Here is an 18,435-nt window from a genome sequence, read left to right on the forward strand (position 1 = left end):
AAGCGGATCTGCGGTAATCATTTTCACATCTGGGGCGGCACGGCGAAGGGAATCTCGAATCTGTGTCATAAGATATTTTAAGCTTTCGCGCATTCATTCCTCACGATGTTCGGTGCTGGAATGGTGTCCGGTGGGCCACTCGATAAGCTCCAGCGCTCTGCGCACTGCCACAATCGATAACATCGAATCGTCACACGTCATCGATTCAATGTGGCAGCATGAGCGGGCAACACGCGCGAACTGGAGATCGTCGCTGCTTGAGCTTCGTACCTCCGCAGACCTGGACATGTCTTAGTATTCTGCGATTACAGGCGAGCGGTTCCCAGCAGAGGGAAATCGGCACATGGCCGCGACGCAGCGTCCGCCACGTGCATGGCGATCGCTTCGTCCAGCAGCTCGATTTGTGTCTGAGGCCAACGGATCCTTCTGACTATGGGCTAGGAGCTGTACATGCGATATTTTTTCAAGAAGTGGCGCACGGATGGTTTCAGTGAAGAGTCCCGAAGCCAGGGTCGACTCGAAGCTTGACAAGCACATCAAAGAAGTCGCCGGGGCTACACCAGCATCGGCTCTGTACCGCTTCCGATGGTGATTCCACGTGCTGCCGTGCAGGCATCGGAGTCGCTGAAGCCAGCGAAAGGGGACGGTAAACGGCTCCTCTGTCAAGCCGCGGTCAGGTCGATCAAGTGTTGGTCGGCAAGCATGGCGTGGAAGACGACGTCGAAGGGCCGTCGCTTAGGACTCGGAAGGCTTCCGTTCCTCCGTCTCCGCCGGATTTGCGCCTGGCCATCAGCGCCCGCGCGTCCAGGTGGCAGCGAACTTGAGTTAGGATCATGCGGTGAAGCTGCGTTGAATTGACGATTCCGGTGCGCGACAGTCGGTGTCTGGCACGGTTGGACGACCAGACCGGTAGCGGTGTGGTGCCGTTGTGGCGGGCGAAGTATGTGACCAGGCTCGTCGCGAGCCGGCCGACGAGCCCATCGAACTGGGCGAGGTGCCGCTCGACGCGGTCATAGGCGCTGGTGTGCTCTAGCTTGCCGGGCGGTGTCCGGGCAGGATCGAACTCGTGAAGGTTGCCACCGCAGCTGGGTGATGATGCGCGTGCGCTCGGCAACCAGGTCTTCGTGGTGGTCCACCAGAAGCCGGACGTCGCGCTCGCTGCCGTCGAATCGGGCGGGAGTTACCGCATATAGTGTCGCACTATATGCGGTACTCTCGGGGTCGTCCTGGCTCGATGCATCTTTCGGGCGGGATCGACTCGGAAAGCTATGTGCGGTAGTGCTAGGAAATGGCAGATGGGGCGGGTTCAAAGGCCGCCGACGCTGGTGAGTTGTGTGCGGCTGGCGGATGCGGCACGGATCTACTTGGCGACGATCACGGTGCGCAACGCGCGCATGACGTACGCGGCGGCGGTGGATCGGTTGGTGGCCGATTTCGGAGCGGACACGGATGTGTCGCTACTGGATCAGGAGCCGGACCGGGTCAGTGGCTGGTTCACGTTCGTGTGGGCGGGAAGTCGGCCAAAACGTTCAACATCCGGCTGACGGCGCTGGCGTCGGCGTGCGGGTACTGGCGGGCGCAAGGCTGGCTGGTCGGTGACCCGATGGTGCGGTTGCGAGCACGGCCCGCGCCGCCGGATATCAGCAAGGCACTGAGCAGGGATCTGGTCGGGCAGATCCTGGGATCGGATGCGCCGCTGCGGGAGCGGGTGTTGTGGCACCTGCTCTACGAATCCTCGGCGCGTGCCGAGGAGGTGTTGATGCTGGATGTGTCCGATCTCGACACCGCGAACCGGTGTGCGGTGGTGACCCGCAAGGGCGGGGCGCGGGAGCGTATCGCGTGGCAGACCGGGACCGCAAGGTTGTTGCCGCGGATGCTGGGCGGCCGCAAGTCCGGTCCGTTGTTCGTCACTGACCGCAAGGCCCGTCCATCGGTGGCCAGCAACGACGTTGACCCTGCGACGGGGTGGGCGCGGTTGTCCTACCGCCGCGCCGCTGAGTTGTTCGAGGCCCACACCGCCCGCTTCGACGATGGGCCGTACACGCTGCACCAGTTGCGGCATTCGCGTTTGACGCACGCGGCGGAGGAGGGCGCGTCGACGCCGGTTTTGATGAAGCTGTCGGGACATACCTCGGTGCGCAGCCTCGCGAAGTATGCGCGGGTGTCCGACGAGGGGCTGCGGCGTTATCAAGCAGACAGTGACCCTGCCCCGCGTCGGCTGCGGGAGCGGTGATCCAGGGGATGAGATCCGCGCTCGAACTTCGGCCGTGTGTCGACCGGGGTGGTCTGTGGTGAAGGGTTTCTCTTCTGATGAACTGAATGTGCTGTTGCGGCGGTTGCGGGACGACTTGGACGAACCGCTCAGTCGCCAGGTCGGCACTCACCTGTCCGCCGGGTACAAGGGCGACGCTGCTGAGCTCCGCAATGCGATGCGCAAGTTTGAAGGCGCCGATGAGCATGATGGGAAGCAGATCGCGGCGAGCACGAGCGCGCGTGAGATGGAACGGTCATCACACCCCAGCGATGACAGTCACAATGGTCAATATTTTCCCGAGCGGTCGAGCAGACACCACCCCGGCAACGTCGAGAGCATCGAGAGCGGAGTAGGTTCCGGATGCCCGCCACATCCATTTCGTGGACTCTGGTTGGAAAGAAAGGTACCGGCAGACTCGCTTGACCCTTTCGCATCAATCATGGACCTGCCCCATAATGAAGCGGCCGAGATCGCGCACAAGATGGGAAAGAGGATTGAAGGCGCTGATTACGTGGACACTCGCAAGCAAGCCGAAGCCTGGCTGCGATCACACGCTGCGGAGAAAGGAAATCCGACTGCCGACAGTCCACTTTACTTCAAGCTTGTGAGCGAGCAAGGCACATATCCGCCCCCGAAGGATCCGTCGTAATTCGAATTCCCGCCGACTCGATCCCTGCCGAGCGCCTGACGTTCACAGTCGAGGACAGCTTCTTCAACTACCAGATAGTGGCGGGAACGCCTGCCTCCAATACACCTGAGGGGCTCGTGCCGCACGTCATCCATGGTGTGGATGCGGACACTTCGATTGACTTCGATGGAGAACACCGGAATTACCTCAACGCAGTTCACAACGGGCGATACATCGAAGCGCAAGTATGGTCGCGCGATGATCCGATCCTGACGGAGGCGCGAATGCAGTTTCGGGAAGGAATACCCGCGGATCGAACGATAACCGTGGAATCCGCGCCGCAGGGCGGGACGTTACCAGATGGCAGCGTATAACAGGCCGCAACAGGAACCAGTATTGAGCATCCTCGAAGACGCCGATTACCGGGTATTCACGATGTGGGCAGGTCATCCCGGTTGCCACCTACCCGGTGCAACAGCGCCAACTGTTATTCATTCGTCGTCGCGGGCGTCGGGATCGCGCAGCTGCCGGTGGGTGCCGCCGAGATCGGGCAGATGGAAAGCGTAGTGGCCGTCGATGCCGATATGGCTGCGGATGAACGCCGATAACCGTTGCGCGTCCTCATCGCGCACCGGATAGCCTTGCGCGCGAAGCTGATCCAGGGCTCGGTCACAGTAGCGGGTGTTCCACAGAACCACGCAGTTGAGGACCAGCCCGAGCGTGGAGAGCTGATCTTCCATGCCCTCGTAGTAGGTGCGGGTCATCTCGCCTTTCTTCCCGTGGTAGATCCGCCGCGCCAGGTCGTGACGGCCCTCTCCGACCAGGTATCAGTGATTCAAGGGTCCAAAGAGATTTGTGGTATAGGAATGTAAATCTCGGATCTTCGGGCAGAGTGCGGACGTTTCCTCCTTGCCATCCGTTTGTCGGCAGGTGACATACGTGCCCTTTCTTGATTAGGATATTGACACAAAGGCGTAGTGGCCATTGACGTCCTTTTTGAGCACGTGGGCCATTATCTCTTGCGTGCTGCCACATAGGCCGTTATCGACAACTGTGATCGGGCCGCTCAGTACTTTTCGATCGATGTAGGAGACAAAGTTCTCGAATGACCCAGAAATTCGCCCACGCAATAGTTCCCGATCTGCACGCTTCTCCAGGTTTATCCTGAAATCCGGTGCGAGCGGTAGTTTGTCTTTCGCAACCTGTTCGAACCTTCTGGGAAGGTCAGAACCGGCCCGATCGAAAGTCGCGCCGAGTACTTGCGGTATCGCCTTGCAAGTTTGACCGCTCGAATTAAGTAGATCAATAAATACACATTACACCGGTATTCGAACAGGTCCTATTCTTGCTGCGCGATCCGGCTTAGTAATGTCAGACGGCGACGAGCTCTCTGACAGCGTTGACAGATGCCAATCGAGAATCTGCGAGCCGGTCATGAAAACGACGTCGTCGTGGCCGCGGATGTGGGCGAGTGCGTCATCGAGATACTTCATTCGGTGGGGTACTGCCATGATGTAAGGGTGCACGACCAGTGCCATAATGCGAGCCGAGTCGGCAGAGTCTGCGTACAGTTGCTCGAATTGGTCGATGGCGCGCCGTCGGTATTCTGCGGCGGAATGATGTTGTATAAGCATCATCGCCACGTCGTTACACTCCTGAGTATATGGAATGCTGGTGATTTGCCTAGTTCTGGTGCTCAATTGCATCGGTTGGTCGTCAAGCACCCAGTCGCAGACGTACTCGTATCCTTCTTCGGCCAAAAGATCTGGCGTTTCCCACGTTTCGGTCAGTCCCGGCCCGAGCCAGCCGCGAGGCGCACTACCGGTGGCGGCGATAATCGCCTCCGTGGTTGCGCGGATATCGGCGCGTTCATCAGGAACCTTCTGCATGTTCCGTTGCCCGAAGCCATGGCCGATGAATTCCCAGTGCCTTTCGATGGCAGCTTCCGTGATTGATGGATAGCCGGTGATAGCGCTTCCGTTTATCGCGAGTGTCGTCGCGATATCGTGTTTGTCAATCGTTTTGAGGAGCCGCCAGAAACCCACTCGATTTCCATACTCGTGCCAGCACCAGTTCGGGATATCCGGCGTTGGAACACCGCCGGCCGGCGGGCTCAGGACTGTTCGCGGCATAGGTTCTTCGGGTGACCATTCCTCGACATTGACGATCAGCCATACGGCCATGCGATTACCGTTCGGTAGTCGGCGAACTGGGCGGTCTCCGATTGCGCTATAGCTGATACGCTCGTGGGGTAACATGATTCTCCATATTGTTTTGATTGCCGATGATGCTGTTTGAATTGACTTCAGTTGATGGAAATTGTGAGCGTTTGCAGTCCGTCGATGTGGACAGTGACGATGTCGCCCTTGACCAGGGTCCCGACGCCAGCAGGTGTGCCTGTGTAGATCAGATCTCCGGGCTTCAGCACGTACTGTTTCGACAACTGAGCAATGATCTCGGGCACGTGCCAGATCATCAGTCCAAGCGAAGTACTTTGTCGTATATTGCCATTGACTGCTAGCGCGAGCTGGGCGTCATAGCCGCCGTCCCACTGCTGCGCAGGGGTGATCACACCGCATGGTGCAGACTGGTCGAATGACTTTCCGGCTTCCCAAGGGCGCATCTGGGCGCGGCATTCCCGTTGTCGGTCGCGGCGCGTGAGGTCGATGCCGGCTGCGTAGCCGTACACCAGTCCCAGCGCGGATTCGACCGGTACCTCAGCGCCTTCGGCACCGATCGCGACAACGAGCTCACCCTCGTGCTCGAACTCCTGGGTGTCGGGTGGATAGGAAACGGCTGCACCGCAACGCACGAGGGCGTCGGTCGGTTTCTGGAAGAAGAACGGATCGTCGCGTTCATTGCCCTCCTTCATTTCCCTGATGTGGTCTACATAGTTGCGCCCAACGCAGTAGATCCGGCGAACGTAGAATTTCTCGCCAGTGTCGAGAATGCGGACCGACGGTGACGTAATTGGTGGTGGTGGTGTCAGCACGAGCATTTCCTTTCGGTGCGATTGCCATTGGATCTTTCGAGGGCATGCCGAACTCGGATCGTTTCAGCAGAAGCGTGAGCACGGCGCATACTGTGGATAAGCCGGTGATCTGGAGGAGGCCTGCGACGGTCCAGGATGTGGTTCCGACCAGCCGGCTGTAGAGCAGTCCCGCGAACGCGGCAGCGACGTAGATGCAAGTGATGAACAACCCCGACGCGAGACTGGCATGGTGTGCAGCGACGCTTCTGACCATGGACGTTGCCAACGCAACATATAGTCCGCCACTGGCGATGAGGCCGAACAACAACGACCACGCACACTGCCACACAAAGCTTGCCGGGCCGGCAAACAGCATGGCGCCCGACACGGCCTGCGCTATACACAGCACGGAGAGCAGCCGGGCGGGGTTGACGCGGTCGGTCAACCATCCACCGAGCGGAGAAGCGAATGCCGCTAGCCCCGATAAACTCACTGCCAGGCCTGCATTGCTGGCACTGAATCCATGGTGCTCACGCAGAAAGGTCGCGTACATTCCGATGTAGGCGAAGTCGATCAGGCCGAAGAGCGCTGCCATGGCTGCCAAGAGCCAGGTGTTGCGGTTTCGGAGCAACGCGCCACCCGACCATGAACCATCTGGATCGTCGTGGGCCGGCCGGCCCACATCGGTCAGTCTCGGTGATACGACTCCAGCGGCTAGAGCGGCGAGGGCTACGCCGATCACGGCAAAGGCAATCATAGGGGCACGCCATGTGTGGAAGCGCTCCAGCAACGCCACGCCCAATACCGGCCCTACGACAGAGCCGAGCGCGAAGGCCGTGTTGACGGCCCCTATTGCGAGCCCGCGGCGTCGAGGAAAGGCAGTTGATGCCACCGTGAGGATTGCGCCGAGCTGCATTGCCTCGCCGATACCCGACAGGACCCGCCACGCCAGCATGTCGGTGAAACCGATGCTGACGACGGTGAGCAGAGTCGCCACGGAAAACAAAACCGTGCCAGTGACCAAGATGGGCTTACGGCCGAACCGCTGCAGCGCTACACCAAGTGGTATCCCCGTCATTCCCATACCCAGCGCAAATATCGTGGAATGAAGTCCGGCTGCCGACAGGCTGAAGTGATATTCGTCACGGATATCGGTGAGTAGCACCGGAAATATCATCCGATCCATCGCGTTGACCGAATATGCCAGTAGTAGTACTGTGAACATCGACCATGCGGCCGTGTCGTTCAGTGGCCTCGGGCTCGTGTTCTTACGGCTGTCGTTTAACATGCATCGTCCTTCAAATTATTTGGTCAGTACTGCCAGTCGCCAGCAGCCCGAGCACGAGCGACGATGTGATCGCGGCGCGATTGTGCGATCAGTCCGACATTGGACGCAGACGCCTGGGTCAGGTCGCCATCACGTTTGAGCACCCGACCGTCTGCCACAACGGTTCTGATGTTGTCAGTACGGCCGTTGTAGACGAGCGAATCGAACGGATCTCCGGTCGGGAGAAGATTCACATCGTGACCTATCACAATCACGTCCGCACGTTTTCCTACTGATATCGATCCCGTCGTGTCGCCGATCCCGAGGCAGGCTGCGGCGTCAATAGTCGCCATTCGCAGCAGCTGTCGCGCCGTGACATCATCGGATTGTGTCCGGGCCTTTTCGACGGACAACACGGTCCGCAGTGCAGTGAAGACGTCGGCCGTGGTAGGCATCGCCAAAGTATCGATCGAGAAGCTCACAGCAACGCCGGCGGCGAGTAACTCGGAGACAAGCGGAAATCCCATTGTCTGAAGTTCGGTGACGGGGCTCAACGACACCGTGGTGCCCGAGCGAGCAAGTGATTCGATATCTTCGCCGGACGCATGCACTGCGTGCACAATTTGCACGTCGGGCCCGAGGAGACCCTCGTCTGCCAGTCGGGTCAAACCACAATGATTGCAGTTCGGTTCGCGTAGGCAGCGATCGCAATGCATCGTAATAGGCAATCCGGCGTCTCTGGCTGCCTTCCATTCCGCGATATAGACCTCCGACGTGGTCCGGTATGGACCTCGCAACGCCACGCCGAAGGTGATGCGGTTGTCGAGAAGTTCAGGAGTCCAGCGCTCGAGCATGGACCGCATTCCTGCCAGGTCCATCAGCTCGCCTTCTCCGCTGTGGTCGCGCGGGCCGTAGGAGAACCGACCGCGAAGTCCGGCGTCGAGGTGCGCTGCGATGTTGGCATCGACATCATCGATATCGCGGACGTTGTGATCCCAGTTGTGGACGGTTGTGAAACCGGCATCTACCGCCTCGGCGAGCCCGAAGCGCGCAGCCCAATAAAAGTCGTCGACATCGTGGTGAGGCGCCAATGCCCGCTTGACCGAAAAGTAGTCATGGCCTGGCGCAGATCCCACTGTGCCCCGTAGCAATGAATTCCACAGGTGCCAATGGGTATCGATGAAGCCGGGCAACACAAGGTGGTCTTCAGCATCGATGCTAAATGCCGAGGCACAGCTGAGTTCAGACCCGATCTCGACGATTACACCGTCCTCGATGAGGATGTCGGCAGGGCGGGGTTCGTCGTCGTCCATCGCCACGACCAGGCCGCCGCGTATGAGTAAAGTTTGCCGCTGCGGTAGGTCGTCGGCACGTTCGAAAGCCATTTCATTTCCTTATCAACAGGGTTATTCCGGCGATGAAGCCGACAGCGATGACAATGCGACGCAGGGACTTTGCGGAGATCACCTGGGCCATGCCGGCACCGGCGAGCCCACCGAGAAGGCTGAAGATTGCCAGGATGAGCGCCGGCGCCCAAGCGACTGGTGCGTTGAACGCGAAAAACACCGCCGAGACAACGCCGACGATGAGTGACAGACCCGTTTTCGACGCATTCAAGCGATTCAGGGTGTCGTGGCGAAAGACGCCGAGGACCGCCAGCATCATCACGCCCAGACCGGCCGCGAAATAGCCTCCGTACACTGCGACGGCGAACTGAGCGGCGTAGAGACTCAACACTGAAGTCGGCGTTGCGTCCGCCGCCGTAGGGTGTGCACGTTCAACAAGAACACGCCGGATTCGAGGCTGGGCGAGCATCAGGATCGCCGACCCCAAGACGAGCCACCCGACGATCTTCTGAAAGCTCGTGGCAGGCAAGGTCATCAGCAGCACGGACCCCAGCAAAGCGCCGAAGATAGTAGCGACACCCAGGCGTCGCAATTCAGCTGCCTGGTCAGCAAACTCGGTCCGGAAGCCGATGCATCCACCCACATAACCAGGCACCGTGGCGACGGCGTTGGTGACATTGGCGACCAGTGGGTTGTAGCCCAGAGCGACCAGCGCAGGGAACGAGATCAACGAGCCACCACCGGCGACCGTGTTGATCGCTCCGGCGAGAAGTCCCGCGGCCGCGAGTACAGCCCAGTTGGTCCATGTGACACCCAGCACGCTCATGCATTCACTGTATACAATGCATGCTCAAATCGTCAATCGGCGACCGTGGCCTGAACTCCCTGTGTACAGTTGGCCCATGACCCGCGCGACAGCAGCCGATAGCGCCCAATCTGTGTATGCCACGTTGCGCAGTCGGCTGTCAGCCGGACGCTATGCACCAGGCGACCGGTTGGCCGAGGTGGAACTCGCCGAGGAGCTCGGAGTGTCCCGCACTCCGGTCAGGGAAGCGCTGCAACGCTTGAACGCTGATGGGCTGGTTGCGCGGGCTGGTCGCAGTGCGGTAGTCGCCGGCCTGTCCGACAAGGAGCGACGCGACCTGTTCCGTGTGCGTGCCGTGCTCGAGCGGCTGGCGAGCGAGTCCGCAGCGCGCAGGCAACGTGACGGTGAACTCGCCCCCGTGATGTTGAAGGAGCTACGGCGCAAAGCCAAGGCGATCGAGGACGCGGTGGATGCTGGTGACCCCCGAATCATCGCGCAACGGAATTTCGAGTTTCACCGGCACATCGTCGAAGCGGCCGATAATGCGATGCTCGCCGATTTCCTCGGTCGGGTATGGGATCGCATCGCGGTGTCAGCTGTATCCAATCTGGCTGACCCTGCGTGGGCGTCGACCGTATCGGCGCAGCACCAAGCTATCGTCGATGCGATCTTCGCCGGCGACAGTGATGCCGCCGGCGAAGCGATGACACAGCACATACACGCAGCCGCTGATGCGACTGCCGACACGGAGTCATGAAGAGGCTTTGGTGCCGGCCTGCCTCATCTGAGCCTTCTTCTCTCGGTTCCCGCAGGTATTCATCGAGCACCAACGGCGTTTGCCGGCCCTGCTGGTATCAATAAATAAGCCCCGGCACTCGTCTCGTCCGCACGTTCGTACGCGGTCAGCATTGGCGCCTCCGAAAGTACTGATGGCATCTTGTGCGACGACGCTCAGTGCCGCCCGATTCGCCAGGCCGTCGAGGAGTTCCCATCGTGCTCGCCCGTTGTCGAGTACCAGGTCCGCCCCACCGAATCGCGAAAAGCTGTTCAGTGCATCGACGTCCGATGGAAGGAGGGTTGACTGTTCGGCGACGCAGGTGCCCAGTCGGTGAATCGTCTCGCGCAATCTTCGCGCTTTGGCGAGGTCGACCTCGCCCAAGTCGGCGGTCCCGAGATCGAGATCATTGAGGTCCCACCAGCGGCTCAACGACTCAGGGGTATCCAAACGTTCGCGGGTTCTTCCGTATCGATCAGTCAGCGTGGCGGTGAAGCGAAACGCCAAGGACTCATTGTCGAGACGAAATTGTGAATCAGCGATTGGACTCATGAACCTAATTTTCCTTGTCAGGAGATCTCATTCAACTTGAGGATGCGACGCCCTGTGCCTTTGTCGATCAAGGCTTGCCGCACTCTTCGTGCGCGCGACGGAGAGCAACCCGCCCGTGATCGCCAGGTTGGAAAGGAACGAACTCAACTCCGTAGCTCGGTCGTTCGGATCAGTGTGTGACCAGAAGTCGTGACCGACCACGTTCGTGGGCGACAGTGACCCGGCGAGTAGATATGCCGACAGGCGCGGTGCGATGCCGAGTCCCAGCGTTGTGCCGGCAATAACCATGACCGCGGCGTTCGCTCTTACGGCGGTGCGCGATGTCTCGGCCGTGAATCGCGTTGTGGGTAGAACGCGCTCCAACTTCGCGGTCGGGCCCTCCGGATCGCAAAACACCCGCCGCCCCGCGTATATGAACACCATTCCCACCAGCAGACGCTCCACCGAGAGGCGTGTACGAAGCCTGTGCAACCAGCTCACTCGAACCATCCGTCCTCAGCAGGGTTGCGATACTGCATAAATTCTACGACTGCGTCCTCGAAAAGGATGAAACTGATCTTTGCGAATCCGCCTCCGATCTCGAAAGTTTTCATCAATACTTCATGACCTTGGACAGCCTCTTCTATGTCGGTTACACGATAGGCGACATGCGGGCAGTCTCGAACCTGTGCGGGAACGTCAGTGTCCGGCTCGTATCGGAGCCATTCGACATTTGCAGGGTGGGCGCGGGGACTCGTCAGCCATACTTTGGTTTCTTCGATGAACACCTCACCCGTGTGGCGCTCAGTCGTGGGAATGCCGATGTGATCAAATGTGTGGCGTTCGAAAGCCATGATATTTCCTAACATTTGGAGTGTGCCGATGTTCAGGGCTGCTGCAGCTCTGAGGTGAAGCTCGCGAGATACGTTGCTGCCATGTCGTCGTCGCCGCGGCCGGCGTCTACGAGTCGCTCGTACCGATGCAGACCTGCGTTGGTGCAGTCCAACGCGATGCCATGTCGGTCCGCTGCCCGGAGGACGATCTGCGCGTCTTTCACGGAGTTGAGGACGGAGAAGGACGCGGTGTAGTCAGCGTTGACGATGACTTCGGCCTTACCCCGCATGAACGCACAATCGAGTGGTCCGTCGGCCATTGCCTGAAGAAAAAGTCGTGGGTCGACGTCTAGTGCGGTCGCCATCGACAACGCCTCACCGAGAGCGTGCGTCAGACCCGCGACATACGCGTGCGTGGCGATTTTCAGTCTGCTTGCAGTGCCTTGGGCAGAGCTATCCGCGACCCAGAGTGTGCGCGATCCGATGGCGTCGAAGAAGGGCTGCAAACGGTCGCGAAGCGCGCGATCGGCCGCGCACATGACCAGAAGATTTCCCTCGATGGCAGGTTGGCGGGTCCCCTGCACCGGCGCGTCGACGAAGGTGATCGACCGCTCCGCGGCGAAGGAGAGCAACTCGTCCACATCCTCGCCAACGGTACTGGTCTGAATCCAGACTGCAGTTTCGAGCAGCGAGGATGCGGCCTGCCGCATAGCGTCCAGCGCCGCATCGGCGTCAGTGAGCATCGTCAGCACGGCGTCCGCGTCGCGAACCGCGTCCGCGGGTGTACTTGCGATCCGCACGCCGTCCTGTGCGAGCGGCTGGGCCTTGGCGGCAGTGCGGTTCCATGCGCTGACGGCAAAGCCGGCTTTGGCGAGGTTGCGGGCGATTGGTGCCCCCATGATCCCAGTGCCGAGCACCGCCACCCTGGTCTGTTCGCTGTTCATGCTCTTAACCTTCCGTTAGTCGATAGTGAACCAGTTGAACTGGTTCGCTATGGTGTGTCCAGCTGCGGCCCAGCGGTCTCAGCTTGGCGCAATGCCCGTCACTGTCTGGGTAAGGAAACTTCGAGAGCCTGTATTTCTACGATGGCCGCTTTGTTGTTGCGCGATAGTCCGATGTACAGAGTCGCGCCTAATGCGACACCCACGTACCAGCCGAGACTGGCCCAGCCAGGTATGAGGGGTATTACCGACACTGGGACGGCGACCACCATTCCCGCCGCCGCCGCGACGAATGCACGCCAGTTGTACCCGAAGGAGTAGTGGTAGATCGCGTTTGAGTCCTCGGTATACAGGTCGTCGACGCGCAGAATTCTTCTGCGCAGGATGTAGTAGTCGGCGACGATGACACCAAGAAGCGGGCCGAGCATTGCTCCGAGCGTGCCGAGGAAGTAGTTGATCGTTGCCGGGGAGTTGAAGATCTTCCAGGGCATTACAGCGATGGCGAGGACTGATGCTATCAATGCACCCTTTCGGAAGCTTATTCTGGACGGAGCCACATTGGCGAAGTTGAACGCTGGCGACACAAGATTTGCGACGATGTTGACGCCAAGTGTCGCAGCGAAGAACAGCAATGCGCCGATCCCGACGACCCACCTGTTGGAGGTGCGTTCGAGGATCTGAGTGGGTTCGGCGATGAAGACGCCGAAGAGTCGGTATCCAGCGGTTGTCACCGCGACAACTGTGACGGCGAAGATCAGCCCGTTGACGGGCAGGCCGTAGAGGTTCGCGCGCGCCACGTCACGGGCCCTGGGGGCGAAGCGGGTGAAGTCGCAGAAGTTCAACACCATGGGTGCATGGACGACACACATTGCCATGGCAATCTGCAGAATCACCAACAGCGTGCTCCTTATCTCCAACCCGGCTGATCCGAAACTCCAGTCAACGGCTCCGTCGACTTGAAACGTCAATGCCGCAGCCATGACGATCATTACGACCGACACGACAGCGCCCGCCCAGTTCTGCACGAGACGGATCGTTTCCATGCCGTGCTCAGCGATGAACAGCTGAAGACCCCACGTGAACAGAAAGCAGAGCCAACCCAGCAGGGATAGCCCAGCGAAGTTCCACCGCCCAAGTGCGGTTTCCCCCGAAGGGAATGCCAGTAGCACGATAATCATAACCGCATGTGAGGCCAGGAAGGTTTGAATGCCGTACCAGGCGACCGCGGCAACTGACCGTATCAATGCAGGAAAGTTCGCCCCGAAGACGCCGAAGCTTGCTCGAGCAATGACCGGCAACGGGATGCCGTACCGGTGCCCTGGCTCGGCCATCAATTGCGTTGCACCCCACAGTATTAACAGTCCGATGAACACGCCCACCAGGGCCTGCCAGGCCGGCAGGCCTAACAGTAGAAAACCTGCCGCTGCCGTGTATACGCCGAGATTGTGCATACAGGCGAACCAGATGGACGTGATGCTGTAAGTCCCCCAGGGCCTGAGGGTCGAAGGACGGAGGTCTTCATTCCACAGTCGATGCGATCGTCTTGCCATCTGAGTTCTTCCTGACTCGGCGTTGGAACCACTTTAACCGGTTCCAACCATAGTCGCTGTGATGGCCATCACGCAAGGTGGGCTCAAGGCAATCCGACCTCCAGGCCAGTCAGGGACTCTTTTGTGCGGATCTGGACGCGTGAGAAACGACGTCCACAGATTCAGACCGAGAACGTGTGCGCTCTGTCGAGGATGTTCAACTGGCGGTGGTGTTGCTGGTGTCGACTCTCCGCGTGGTTGGTCATCACAGCAGGTGAGCACCGCTCAAGGCTTATGGGCGCGCGCCTGCCTCGCGAGTTCGATGATTTGGTCACACCGGTGCGGATTGTTGAGCTCGTCAGGGCACAACTCGTAGCGATCGCCCCATCAACGGCCAGCCTTGTTGTCCCACACGTGGTATCCGCCTGGGGCGCAACCAACCACTGCCACGCACCGTCGTCGAGCCGAGGTATCGAGAAGCTACTCAACTAAACCAGGTGCCGCTTGCTGGTTTAATCCACCCAAGCGGGTGGTGGTAGGGAAGTTTGGATTGATGGACACTGGGACGGGTAGTTGTACCTGCTCGGGAGGGAGATGGGCGTGGGTGAGCTGTCTGGATTTCGTCGGTGGGTAGCAACAATGCGTCGGATAGCAGGGTGCGCGCCTGATAGGCAGATGGACAGGCGGGGCGACCTCGCGACGATCGCGATGGCGCCGCGTCGATTGCCTGTATTCGGGCATCTGGTTCCGCTGGTGCGGGATCCGTTGGGGTTCGTGGCGTCACTGCCCGAGCACGGTGACCTGGTCAGGATTGGGCTTGGACCGATGACCGCGGTGGTCGTCTGCGATCTTGAACTGACCCGACAGGTGTTGCTTAACGACCGTATCTTCGACAAGGGCGGGCCGGAATTCGACAGCGGTCGAGAGATGATCGGCGAGGGATTGGCAACGTGTCCCCATGCGAAGCATCGACGGCAACGGCGTTTGCTGCAGCCAGCGTTCAGTTCGAAACGCATCGCCGCGTATGTGCCGGTTATGGCAGAGAAGATCTCCGAACTCGTCGATTCCTGGCAGGACGGGCAGGTCGTCGATGTAAAAGCAGACCTGCACACCTTTGCCGGACGCGTGATCGCGTCGACGTTGTTCGACGGGGCGATCTCGGATGCGACGCAGGAGCGGATACTCCACGATGTAGAAACCGTTTTCGCTGGTGTCTTGCGGCAGATGATGATGCCCGAGTGGCTGCGTCGGTTGCCGATTCTAGGCAACCGGGCTACCGAGACGGCTGCGAAGGAAATGCGCACTATCCTCAGCGAGCTGGTCGCGACGCGGCGCGCGGAGCGGGTTGATCGCGGAGATTTGTTCTCGGCGTTGGTATTTGCCCGCGACAGTGAGGAGGGCGGGCAGTTGAGCGACGACGAGATTGTCGACCAGGTGCTCGCGTTCTTTTTCGGTGGCACCGACACAAGTGCGGCGACACTGGCGTGGGCGCTGATCCTGTTGGACCAGCATCCCGACTTCGCCGCTCGTGTGCACTCTGAGGTCGATGCGGTTCTTGCTGGCCGATCCGCCGGTTACGAGGATGTGTCGAGGCTGCAGTTCACCGGTCAAGTGATTGCCGAAGTATTGCGTCTGCGCCCGCCCGCTTGGCTGCAGACTCGGACGGTGACCGAAGACACCAAGCTCGGAGATCACGTCCTGGTTGCTGGTACGACCGTGATCTACAGCTCGTACGCGATTCAACACCGTGCGGATCTGTATCTCGACCCGGAGCGGTTCAACCCTGACCGATTCGATCCGGGTCTCTCCACGCCAGCCCCGCGTAGCGCGTGGTTGCCGTTTGCCACGGGCGCCCGCAAATGTATTGGTGACCACTTCGGCGTGACGGAGGCGACGTTGGCCTTAGCAACCGTCGCCGCTCGCTGGCGGATGCAGATTGTTCCAGGTACGGACATCAGGCCTACGTTGGCGGTTGTGCCGCAACCTCGGCAACTGCGGATGCGTGCGACAGCACGTGTACCAGGGGCCATCCGATCGGAAGGAACCACCCGGGTCATCTGACTCCGACCTGTCGCAGGCCTATCGTGGCCGAAGGCGCTAACCCGACCCCGTAGTCATCGGAGCTATCGCGCTCAATGTTCCGACTCTGTTCCGTGCGTGCATGTTTTCATGCTTGTCGCGATGGTTTCGGCCTGCTCTGTGATATAGTCTCCGGTTCGCCGCACGACGCACATGGAGGAGGCCGCGGCGTTGGAACCAGTCGATCGATGACAACCACAGATACAGAGAAGTCGCGGACTTCCCGGGACCTACGCGCCCTGGCGTGAGACGAATCGGATTGACGCGACTGGAATCCGATGCTGAGGACGTTGCGTCCTGCTAGGAGGTCTTGGGTAGATTGCAAATATTTGAGACAGTTGCAGCAGCAGTGATGCATTGGCTATCTGAATCGCGGTGTGCGATGCGGTTGCTGAGCGATGAGGGACTTCCAGTAGGGGCTGTTCCAGGGCTTGACACGGAAGGGGGCATTCCAGCATGAGCGAGAAGTCGGGCGGCCGTGGCAGTAACGGGGTCGGTCCTGCTGACGTGTACGCCCTGGAGCTGCCTTCAACTCTGCGGCAAATCCGTGATCATCGGAGGTTGTCGCGGGCAACGGCGTACAAACGTAGTGGTGTCTCGCCCAGCTACATCTCCCAACTTGAGCATGGGTTATCGCAGCCGAGTCAGAAGAAGCTGAACAGTCTCATCGCCGGCTACAAACTGAATGACGACCAGGCGCGCTACCTGCGCGAACTTCGCTCCCGGTCGGTAGACATCAGGCCGGACGAGGAACTGAGGAAACGAGTGGCTTCTCAGGCGGGGTTTTCTGCGCATTTGGACGATTTGCAGAAACGGGGAATGCCGGGTGCCTATCTCAACCCGCTCTTCACCGTGCTGATGTGCAATGACCTGCTCCGGTCGGTATTCCCGGCTATCGACGAAGCGGGCTCAATTCTAGTGTGGATGTTCACCCCGGTCGCGAAGGAAGTGCATGCCAATTGGGAGGTCGAAGCTGCTCGTGCAATCGCTGCGGCAAAACCCGTTCTCGCTCGGCACCGTGAGAGCGATCAGGCCCAAGCGCTCCTGCGAAGACTCCGGCGCAACAGCGACTTTCGTCGCATATGGGCCAGTAATATCGACATCAGTTACGGTCGTGACAGTACCGATCTGGAGTACTTCCGCATTCCGGGATCCGATGAACTTGTGGCGTACAGCCTGACGATGTCGGCCGTGCCCGAAACCTCTGACTTGATGCTGCTGAATGTTGTTGCAAAGCAGGGTAAGTGCCTCCCGGAGTGGCAAGCGACGTAGAATGAACACATTCCGCAGTAAGAGGGCGTGACGGCTGGCCGCCGACGGCGTCTCTTTGCGAAAGGGCGAGTTTTGGGCAATCCTGGATGCTTGAGCTTGGTCAATTCCTCTTAGAGCGAGGGGATTTCGACTACGATAGGCCGAGCCCGGGGTGGCGTGCCTGTAGTGCGGATCGGCGATGACATGGCGGGAGATTGTGCGCGAGAAGCCAACGCGGTCTGTGGCTGTGGCGAGAGGGGCATCGACGGCGGGCTTTCTGCAGGGTCTCTCGCTATAATGAGCTCTGAACAGGCTGCCAATCCGCGTCGGACCTGTAGTTCAAGAGATGTGTTGCGCTGCATCGGCTTTGGGGAATCCGACATAGAGCATTACGTTGCGAGACTCGTTGGAGTGGCTGAAGTTGTAGTCGATGACTGCCTTACTGCCCGGATCGCGAAGATGTAGCAGATCGTTGGTGTCACGGCCATATGAGATGTGAATGTTCGCGGCCCACCGGTTTCGATACTCTTTGTTGTTCCTCAGATGTCGCAGGAAGTCTTGGGCTTGTCCGGCGTCGCGGTAGCGGCCAAGGGTGGCTTTGTTGCTTGCTATGCAGTGATCGGCTTCGCGCTCCCAATCGACAACCACCTCCTTCGCCGCCGAGCTGAACAGCCAAATCGGATAGGATTTCAGATCTTCGATGCCCGGCATCGCTGACCGAAATAGATTGTTACAAGCCAAGATTGAGGCGAACGGATCGACGTAGGCGCCGAGCACGCCCAGTGATTCAAGGTCGTTCAGGTGGGCCATATGCGCGGCATTTGTGGCTACCCGGTGGCAAAGTTCATGCGAGGGTTCCAGCTGTTCGGTCGGCGCGCGAAGCTCACGTAGGTGCCTGGCTTGTGCGGTGTCGAGATTGTAACCCTCGATGATCTGGTCGAGAACTTCTATGCTGGGCATGACTCCCTGCATCTCGATCCTGAACAGGTACGACGTGCTTAGGCCGAGGCGCTTGCGCACGGTATCCCGTGACAGATCCCGATATTCGCGGATATGCCGACAAGTGGCTCCCAGGCTGGGGATGCTGGGCTTTCGCCAGGGCTTGTCGGGGCGAAGGTTTTGATCCCAGCTCATGCGAAGTCCCCTGTTCGGTGTCTTCCGCCGTGGGCGGATAGCGATACGCCATTAGATTGCCCCCTCGTGGCTGGTTCGTTCTTACCAGATT

General features: G+C 59.7%; 18 protein-coding genes. 6 read left to right on the forward strand and 12 right to left on the reverse strand.

Annotated features, from left to right (window positions below; translation table 11 throughout):
- Positions 1–1,334 precede the first annotated feature (1,334 nt).
- Genes ACFQ9K_RS02715 through ACFQ9K_RS02725 form a run of 3 tightly spaced genes read left to right on the forward strand, consistent with a single transcriptional unit; the run spans position 1,335 to position 2,903 of the window.
- The gene (locus ACFQ9K_RS02715; protein ID WP_378713488.1) at positions 1,335–1,544 is read left to right on the forward strand and encodes a hypothetical protein; all 210 of its coding nucleotides are present in this window, start codon (positions 1,335–1,337) and stop codon (positions 1,542–1,544) included.
- Positions 1,505–2,233: a tyrosine-type recombinase/integrase gene (locus ACFQ9K_RS02720; protein WP_378713489.1), complete on the forward strand. Its 729-nt coding sequence runs from the start codon at positions 1,505–1,507 to the stop codon at positions 2,231–2,233. Before ACFQ9K_RS02715 ends, ACFQ9K_RS02720 begins: the two co-directional genes overlap by 40 nt.
- Positions 2,234–2,288: 55 nt before the next feature.
- The gene (locus ACFQ9K_RS02725; RefSeq protein WP_378713491.1) at positions 2,289–2,903 is read left to right on the forward strand and encodes a hypothetical protein; all 615 of its coding nucleotides are present in this window, start codon (positions 2,289–2,291) and stop codon (positions 2,901–2,903) included.
- A gap of 470 nt (positions 2,904–3,373) precedes the next feature.
- Here the strand turns inward: ACFQ9K_RS02725 and ACFQ9K_RS02730 are convergent, their stop codons facing one another.
- The 6 genes from ACFQ9K_RS02730 to ACFQ9K_RS02755 form a co-directional block, all read right to left on the reverse strand.
- On the reverse strand, positions 3,374–3,706 hold the full coding sequence (locus ACFQ9K_RS02730) for a Tn3 family transposase (protein WP_378713605.1): 333 nt from the start codon (positions 3,704–3,706) through the stop codon (positions 3,374–3,376).
- 492 nt (positions 3,707–4,198) lie between these two features.
- Positions 4,199–5,065, reverse strand: coding sequence for a polysaccharide deacetylase family protein (locus ACFQ9K_RS02735; RefSeq protein WP_378713492.1), 867 nt, complete (start codon positions 5,063–5,065; stop codon positions 4,199–4,201).
- Positions 5,066–5,187: 122 nt separating this feature from the next.
- Positions 5,188–5,754, reverse strand: coding sequence for a fumarylacetoacetate hydrolase family protein (locus tag ACFQ9K_RS02740; protein WP_378713494.1), 567 nt, complete (start codon positions 5,752–5,754; stop codon positions 5,188–5,190).
- Positions 5,738–7,141 carry an MFS transporter gene (locus tag ACFQ9K_RS02745; RefSeq protein WP_378713495.1) on the reverse strand — a complete coding sequence of 468 codons (1,404 nt, stop codon included), beginning with the start codon at positions 7,139–7,141 and terminating at the stop codon, positions 5,738–5,740. Before ACFQ9K_RS02745 ends, ACFQ9K_RS02740 begins: the two co-directional genes overlap by 17 nt.
- Positions 7,142–7,164: 23 nt before the next feature.
- Positions 7,165–8,505: an amidohydrolase family protein gene (locus ACFQ9K_RS02750; protein WP_378713497.1), complete on the reverse strand. Its 1,341-nt coding sequence runs from the start codon at positions 8,503–8,505 to the stop codon at positions 7,165–7,167.
- 1 nt (position 8,506) lies between these two features.
- Complete coding sequence (locus tag ACFQ9K_RS02755; protein WP_378713499.1) at positions 8,507–9,292, reverse strand: sulfite exporter TauE/SafE family protein; 786 nt, start codon at positions 9,290–9,292, stop codon at positions 8,507–8,509.
- A 76-nt stretch (positions 9,293–9,368) separates the two neighbouring features.
- Between ACFQ9K_RS02755 and ACFQ9K_RS02760 the strand changes: the two genes are divergently transcribed.
- Positions 9,369–10,028 (forward strand): GntR family transcriptional regulator, encoded by a 660-nt coding sequence (locus ACFQ9K_RS02760; RefSeq protein ID WP_378713501.1) that lies wholly within the window; start codon positions 9,369–9,371, stop codon positions 10,026–10,028.
- Here the strand turns inward: ACFQ9K_RS02760 and ACFQ9K_RS02765 are convergent.
- From ACFQ9K_RS02765 to ACFQ9K_RS02785, 5 genes are all read right to left on the reverse strand, one after another.
- The gene (locus tag ACFQ9K_RS02765) at positions 10,023–10,598 is read right to left on the reverse strand and encodes a CGNR zinc finger domain-containing protein (protein ID WP_378713503.1); all 576 of its coding nucleotides are present in this window, start codon (positions 10,596–10,598) and stop codon (positions 10,023–10,025) included. The genes ACFQ9K_RS02760 and ACFQ9K_RS02765 overlap by 6 nt on opposite strands.
- A 27-nt stretch (positions 10,599–10,625) precedes the next feature.
- A complete protein-coding gene (locus tag ACFQ9K_RS02770; RefSeq protein WP_378713504.1) occupies positions 10,626–11,087 on the reverse strand; it encodes a DoxX family protein in 462 nt (153 codons plus the stop codon).
- Positions 11,075–11,431, reverse strand: coding sequence for a hypothetical protein (locus ACFQ9K_RS02775; protein ID WP_378713506.1), 357 nt, complete (start codon positions 11,429–11,431; stop codon positions 11,075–11,077). The genes ACFQ9K_RS02770 and ACFQ9K_RS02775 overlap by 13 nt, the downstream gene beginning before the upstream one ends.
- A 32-nt stretch (positions 11,432–11,463) precedes the next feature.
- The gene (locus tag ACFQ9K_RS02780; protein WP_378713507.1) at positions 11,464–12,354 is read right to left on the reverse strand and encodes an NAD(P)-dependent oxidoreductase; all 891 of its coding nucleotides are present in this window, start codon (positions 12,352–12,354) and stop codon (positions 11,464–11,466) included.
- A gap of 98 nt (positions 12,355–12,452) precedes the next feature.
- Positions 12,453–13,901, reverse strand: coding sequence for an NCS1 family nucleobase:cation symporter-1 (locus ACFQ9K_RS02785; protein ID WP_378713509.1), 1,449 nt, complete (start codon positions 13,899–13,901; stop codon positions 12,453–12,455).
- A 654-nt stretch (positions 13,902–14,555) separates the two neighbouring features.
- On the opposite strand from ACFQ9K_RS02785, the gene ACFQ9K_RS02790 reads away from it, so the two are divergent.
- Positions 14,556–15,941 carry a cytochrome P450 gene (locus ACFQ9K_RS02790; RefSeq protein ID WP_378713510.1) on the forward strand — a complete coding sequence of 462 codons (1,386 nt, stop codon included), beginning with the start codon at positions 14,556–14,558 and terminating at the stop codon, positions 15,939–15,941.
- 474 nt (positions 15,942–16,415) lie between these two features.
- Complete coding sequence (locus ACFQ9K_RS02795) at positions 16,416–17,231, forward strand: helix-turn-helix domain-containing protein (protein ID WP_378713512.1); 816 nt, start codon at positions 16,416–16,418, stop codon at positions 17,229–17,231.
- Positions 17,232–17,549: 318 nt separating this feature from the next.
- Here the strand turns inward: ACFQ9K_RS02795 and ACFQ9K_RS02800 are convergent, their stop codons facing one another.
- Entirely contained in the window at positions 17,550–18,344 is a 795-nt protein-coding gene (locus ACFQ9K_RS02800) for a helix-turn-helix domain-containing protein (RefSeq protein ID WP_378713515.1), read from the reverse strand.
- Positions 18,345–18,435 lie beyond the last annotated feature (91 nt).

Source organism: Nocardia sp. NPDC056564 (assembly GCF_042793755.1).
Classification (GTDB): domain Bacteria; phylum Actinomycetota; class Actinomycetes; order Mycobacteriales; family Mycobacteriaceae; genus Nocardia.